Origin of the sequence: Nitrosomonas supralitoralis (genome assembly GCF_003011925.2) — a bacterium.
GTDB classification, from domain to species: Bacteria; Pseudomonadota; Gammaproteobacteria; order Burkholderiales; family Nitrosomonadaceae; genus Nitrosomonas; species Nitrosomonas supralitoralis.
The window spans coordinates 1-2,745 of record NZ_PXXU01000124.1; the positions used below are offsets into that span (position 1 = coordinate 1).

Below are 2,745 nucleotides of genomic sequence, written 5' to 3' on the forward strand. Positions count from 1 at the left end.
ATTGTAGTTAAACGCACAGACCCAGAAAACATTCATGACAATAATGTTACGTAAAGCTTTTATCAGTTGATTTTTATTTGTTAGCGGTTGCATTTGCGCTGGGGATAACTCTCTAATGCAGAACAAATTACCAGTCTGGCATACAGAATGCTGATGCTGATATGAGCAAACAGAATTATATGGAAAGAAATAATGCCTTGCAAAGGAAAGGAATTATGAGATGAAATTTGTAGAAGACATGTGGGTCCATTAGTTAATTATCGGAGGGCTCAGCATTATAAGATTTATGACGGGTACGATCTATATTGATAGATCTCGTACCGAAAACTATGTCGTTACGATAAATCTTATATTAAGTATTTATGAGTTTCTATCTCCTTTAATGAAAATATTTCTATTGAAAGGAAATATAGTCCTAGATTTTATATCGTATATTTTATATTTGTCGTTAATTGAAAGTAACGTTTTTAGAGGAACTTCTTCAACTTTAAATAAACCAGAACTGACTCATGTAAAAATTTTTTATTCATTGTAAGTTTTAGTTTTCATAAATACAGCCCTAAAAGCTGAGAAATAGGCTCATTATGAACCCCCAAGAAAATAAAAAGAAAGTCACTGCCATAATTTGTGATTTTATTTTAATTTTGATCCTTATTATTATTGGATTTTCACTATTCTGGAGTTGGTAGCCAAACCACATACCCGCTATAAAATTATCAAAAATTATTTTTGTTGAAAAAATCCGATGAAAAAAGCTATTACAAAATTAATTCCGCAAAGGATTTTATTATTTACTAAGCCATCCTAATAATTAATTTTATGTACTCAGATTTATAAGTGTGCAACCAGACAGACAAGTTCTTTTAAGTAAATTCATAATGGGATTTTTAAGATAGGAGTATTATTATGAAAAAAGTATTTGTAACTTTACTCTTGGCAACTCTTATTTTTCCTTCTGCAGCAGTACTAGCTGATTATGGGGATGATTTAAAGAAGAGAGATAAAAAAGAATTACAGGGAAACCATAAAAATATACCGCTTCAGCCATCTGGCACCTCTCCCGCACCTACTTTCGATCCCTCTGGTACACCCGAAAATCTTAAAACCCCTCTAGGTATTGGCGCGAAAAATAAATCAGGCAATAACCACCAAAACTCAGGGCAAATAAAATAGTATTCAATCGTTTATTGCGATATAGGAAGACTATCGGCTACAGCCGTTTTTTTGTTCTGCTAAAAATATTTTCTTATATATTAATAATACTTCGTTCTCTATGGAGACTTATTTCTGATGAAAATATTCAAATTATCGAAAAATCTTCTGGACATATAGTTACTGAATATCCAGTTATTGTAGAACTTATTGATGATCTCTGAGAGGAAGAATATACTGAGGAAGCTTGGAATAACGCTGTCGAAGAAGGATTGATTGAAGAAACTAATCGTGATAATTATTATATTGAAATAGTTGGTGATATCCATTCAGACTAACAAACAAACATTAATATATTCTGCTAACAAAGCTTTAGCTTTTGAAATAATCTTTCGTCTTTCATTATGTTGAGTTCCGTACTGAATTATCACTATTAAATTAATAATATGTTATTTTGTATTTAGCTCAATTTGTAAAATGAAAAACCCTCAATCAAATAAGATACTTTTCATCATTTCGATAATCTGGAGCTTAGTACTATCTTTTGTTCTAAGTATAATTGGAGCTTCAATTTTTTGGGGTTTGTAGAAGGCAACAAATAATTGAGGATTTATTTTTAACCTATTATAGAGGGAAAAATATGGCACAGCATTCATTGACAAGTTATGACAAGGTGTTTTGTTTTAAATTAGCCTGGTTCTAATGGGGAATCAGTATTAGTGAGAATTGATGCTTGGCAAGTCTAGTGCAGATAATAATCTGAGCTATATAAGTGAGTAATTGATTACACTACTTAGTATATTAAATCAGACAAAAATAAAAACAATTATCAATTAATTAAAACCTTACCCACCTAAAGTTCGATCTTGTATTTTGAACCATGCGAGAGCTTCTTTAAAATGAAATGGTTGGTAATCTGGCCAGCACTCATTTCTAACATAAATATCAGCATAAACAGATTGAACAGGCAAAAACCCGCTCAATCGGCATCTTCCTCCCCACCTAACAATTAAGTCAATACGTGATATATCCTTAGAATATAATCCTCCATTCTTAAGTCCCTGTAAGTCCCATTCCCAATCGTAGTTAACTAGTAAATTAACTTTCATACCCGATCCTTTTCGGTGACGAAATTCTTTTAGAGTATTTGGGAATAGGGGTGAAGTTTCATCTCCCAGCACGAGCAATGATGCTCCTCGCCGAGAGATTTCATCTACAACTGCTAGAGTGGCACAAATAAATGCTTCCGTTTGAATTGCAGGTCGTTTGGTATTATCTTGCGTAAAACAAAATACTGATATTTCCTTGATTCCTAGATTCTTGCATTCTTCATATAGAAGCAAAGCTGGCGGTATTCCATGAACATAACCGGCTTCCTTAGGTAGTCCTTGCAATAAAGCCCATCTACGATTGCCATCTGGAATAAATCCGATATGTTTGGGAGTAGAGCTTTTAGCCATTAAAAAATGCTCTGGAAAGATAAATCAATTATATAAAAAGATACTTTTCTAAATTAACTTTAATGGTAAGCAAATTCAGTGCGATCTTTCACATTAAAATAATCTTCTCTTTTCAAGTAAGTAACTAGCAGTA

General features: G+C 32.4%; 2 protein-coding genes. One reads left to right on the forward strand and one right to left on the reverse strand.

Translation table 11 applies throughout. The features are described from left to right. Nucleotides 1–906: 906 nt before the first annotated feature. Complete coding sequence (locus C7H79_RS16810) at nucleotides 907–1,173, forward strand: hypothetical protein (RefSeq protein WP_106708379.1); 267 nt, start codon at nucleotides 907–909, stop codon at nucleotides 1,171–1,173. Nucleotides 1,174–1,997: 824 nt separating this feature from the next. Here C7H79_RS16810 and C7H79_RS16815 read toward each other — a convergent pair. Continuing rightward, on the reverse strand, nucleotides 1,998–2,612 hold the full coding sequence (locus tag C7H79_RS16815) for an undecaprenyl diphosphate synthase family protein (protein WP_106708380.1): 615 nt from the start codon (nucleotides 2,610–2,612) through the stop codon (nucleotides 1,998–2,000). Between the last annotated feature and the right edge of the window lie 133 nt (nucleotides 2,613–2,745).

Bases quoted from the DNA above. Each gene is read 5' to 3' on its own strand.
- C7H79_RS16815 (WP_106708380.1), bottom strand. From the start codon at position 2,612: ATGGCTAAAAGCTCTACTCCCAAACATATCGGATTTATTCCAGATGGC.
- C7H79_RS16810 (WP_106708379.1), top strand. From the start codon at position 907: ATGAAAAAAGTATTTGTAACTTTACTCTTGGCAACTCTTATTTTTCCT.